The following is a 2,641-nucleotide window of genomic DNA, read 5'->3' on the forward strand; positions in this document are numbered from 1 at the left end:
CATCATCGCCGGCATGTCCGAGTCACCGGCCGATCAGAACGAATGGTCGCCCTCGTTCGCAGGCGGTGACTTCATGGGCATCGGCATGTTCCAGCACCAGCTGATGGGACGCCGGCCAACGCCGCGCCTGGCGCAGTACGCGGTGCCAGGGGCCGATGGTCTCTACCTCACCGGGCCGTTCATGCATCCGGGCGGTGCCATCACCGGCGGTGGCCGTGCCACGGCGATGAAGATCATGGAAGATCTCGGCATCGATTCGTCGAAACATATGGCGATCTGATCGCTACCCCGACAGGCAGAGCGGCCGATACCTTTGCGAGGTAGCGGTCCGCTCCGCCCTGCATCTCGGGCTCTGCTTCTCGGTCCCCGTTAGGGCTTGGCGCCCATCTTGTCCTGCGTGCGCAGTTCGAAATCGCTGGCATCATGACGCTCGACCAGTTGCCCGGCAGGCTCGCCCCAATTGCGGTTGACCATCTGGCCACGCTTCGCAGCCGGACGTGCGTCGATCTCCTTGGCCCAGCGCTGCACGTGCTCGTAGCTCTCCGCCTGCAGGAACTCGGCAGCGCCGTACAGCCGTCCCAGCACCAGGCCGCCATACCAGGGCCACACGGCCATATCGGCGATCGAATACTCGGTGCCAGCCAGGTACTGATGCTCGCCGAGTTGCCGGTTCAGGACATCGAGTTGGCGCTTCACTTCCATCGTGAAGCGATTGATCGGGTATTCCATCTTCGACGGCGCATAGGCGTAGAAATGGCCGAAGCCGCCGCCCAGGTACGGCGCGCTGCCCATCTGCCAGAACAGCCAGTTCAGGGCCTGCGTGCGCTCGTAGGCAGTGGTCGGCAGGAAGGCGCCGAACTTCTCCGCGAGATAGAGCAGGATCGAACCGGACTCGAATATCCGAATCGGTGATGCCGTACCGTGATCGACCAGCACCGGAATCTTCGAGTTCGGGTTGGCCAGCACATAGCCACTGGAGAACTGATCGCCTTCCAGGATGCGGATCAGCCAGGCGTCGTACTCGGCACCGGCATGGCCAGCGGCCAGCAGCTCTTCGAGCATCAGGGTGACTTTCACTCCATTCGGCGTCGCCAGCGAGTACAGCTGCAGCGGATGCTTGCCGACGGGCAGTTCCTTGTCGTGGGTCGGTCCGGCAATCGGGCGATTGATGCTGGCGAAGGTGCCGCCGTTCTCGTTTTCCCAGGTCCAGATCTTCGGCGGGGTGTAGACAGTTGTATCGGTCATTGGCGGGTCTTGGTTGGAAGCCTGACCGCATTCTCGTCTTCTCCGCGCCGCTCTGCTGCACCGTCGTCCCGGTCGGCGAACCTGGAGCGCCTGCCGCCGTTCATCACCCGAGCGCCTGCTTTCAACGCTGGCGCCGAAAACGCGGTAGCGAAGTTCGGAACATTGTCACTAAAGTGCAACGCTGAGCTGATAAGCGCCGCACTTCGAGAATCTGCCGTGAAATTCATCTGGGCCCTGTTGGCCATGAGCCTTGTTGCTGGCGCTGCGTCGAGCACTTCCCTGCGTACTCCGAGGCCAGAAACCCTGGCCTATGCGCCTGCAGCGCGGCCCGTTTCCAAGATCAAGCTGCCGAGCCTGGACCAGCTACGCCATCAAGGCGGCTGGCTGGTCGATCGCCAGGGCCGCGTGGTGATCCTGCATGGCGTCAACGCGGTCTGGAAGCACGCGCCGTATACCCCGCCGGACTCGCTCGAAGGCTTCACCGCAGCCGATGCCGACTGGCTGGCCGCGCATGGCTTCAATGCCATGCGCCTGGGCGTGCTGTTTGCTGGTGTCATGCCGCAGCAGGGCGTCATCGATCACAGTTATCTCGATCGCATCGATCGCGTGGTCAAGCTGCTGGCCGCGCGCGGCGTCTACGTGATGATCGATTTCCATCAGGACCTGTTCGGCGAGGCCTATGCCGGCGAAGGTTTTCCGCAATGGGCTCATCCCGCCGAAACCGGCGGCCTGATCCGCGCGGGCTTCCCGATCGGTTACGTCACGCCACGCGTGAACGAAGCGTTCGACGGCCTGTGGAACAACACCAACAACCTGCAATCCGCCTACCGGGATGCCTGGATCGCCGTCGCCGCCCGCTGGCGCGATGCCGATCATCTGATGGGCTACGACCTGATCAACGAACCCTGGAGCGGCAGCGCCTGGCCGGTCTGCGCACTGCCCGGCGGTTGTGCGGACTTCGAGCAGGACAAGCTGCAGACGATGTACGAGCACGTGCTCAGCGGCATTCGCGGTGTCGATGCCGACAACATCGTCTGGCTGGAACCGCAGGTGCTGTTCGATTTCGGCGCTCATTCGCATCTCGGCACGAAGCCGATCGACGATGAGCAGCTGGGCCTGTCCTGGCACAACTACTGTATCGCCCAGACCTTGATGCAGGCCTACGGCGCGAAGGACTCGACGACCTGCGCGAAGATGGAGCAGCGGGTTTATCGCAATGCTGAAGTTGTCGCGACGCGCCTCGGTTCGGCATCGATGCTCAGCGAGTTCGGTGCCAGCGATGACGCCACGGCCACCGCTCGTGTCGCAACGCAGGCCGATGAAAATCTCGTTGGCTGGATGTACTGGTCGTACAAGAACTGGGGCGATCCCACCACCCAGGCCCAGGGCACCGGCG

General features: G+C 63.3%; 2 protein-coding genes and 1 pseudogene. 2 read left to right on the forward strand and 1 reads right to left on the reverse strand.

Annotated elements, in window-relative coordinates; translation table 11 throughout:
• Positions 1 to 280, forward strand: a pseudogene (locus QZY06_RS02160) (NAD(P)/FAD-dependent oxidoreductase); the annotation flags it as partial.
• Between the two features lie 89 nt (positions 281 to 369).
• Here the strand turns inward: QZY06_RS02160 and yghU are convergent.
• The gene (gene yghU / locus QZY06_RS02165) at positions 370 to 1,245 is read right to left on the reverse strand and encodes a glutathione-dependent disulfide-bond oxidoreductase (RefSeq protein WP_295679585.1); all 876 of its coding nucleotides are present in this window, start codon (positions 1,243 to 1,245) and stop codon (positions 370 to 372) included.
• A gap of 216 nt (positions 1,246 to 1,461) precedes the next feature.
• Between yghU and QZY06_RS02170 the strand changes: the two genes are divergently transcribed.
• On the forward strand, positions 1,462 to 2,641 hold a 1,180-nt coding region (locus tag QZY06_RS02170; RefSeq protein ID WP_295679587.1), incomplete at its 3' end, for a cellulase family glycosylhydrolase.

The organism is uncultured Nevskia sp. (genome assembly GCF_903885465.1).
Lineage (GTDB): Bacteria > Pseudomonadota > Gammaproteobacteria > Nevskiales > Nevskiaceae > Nevskia.

Bases quoted from the DNA above. Each gene is read 5' to 3' on its own strand.
- yghU (WP_295679585.1), bottom strand. From the start codon at position 1,245: ATGACCGATACAACTGTCTACACCCCGCCGAAGATCTGGACCTGGGAA.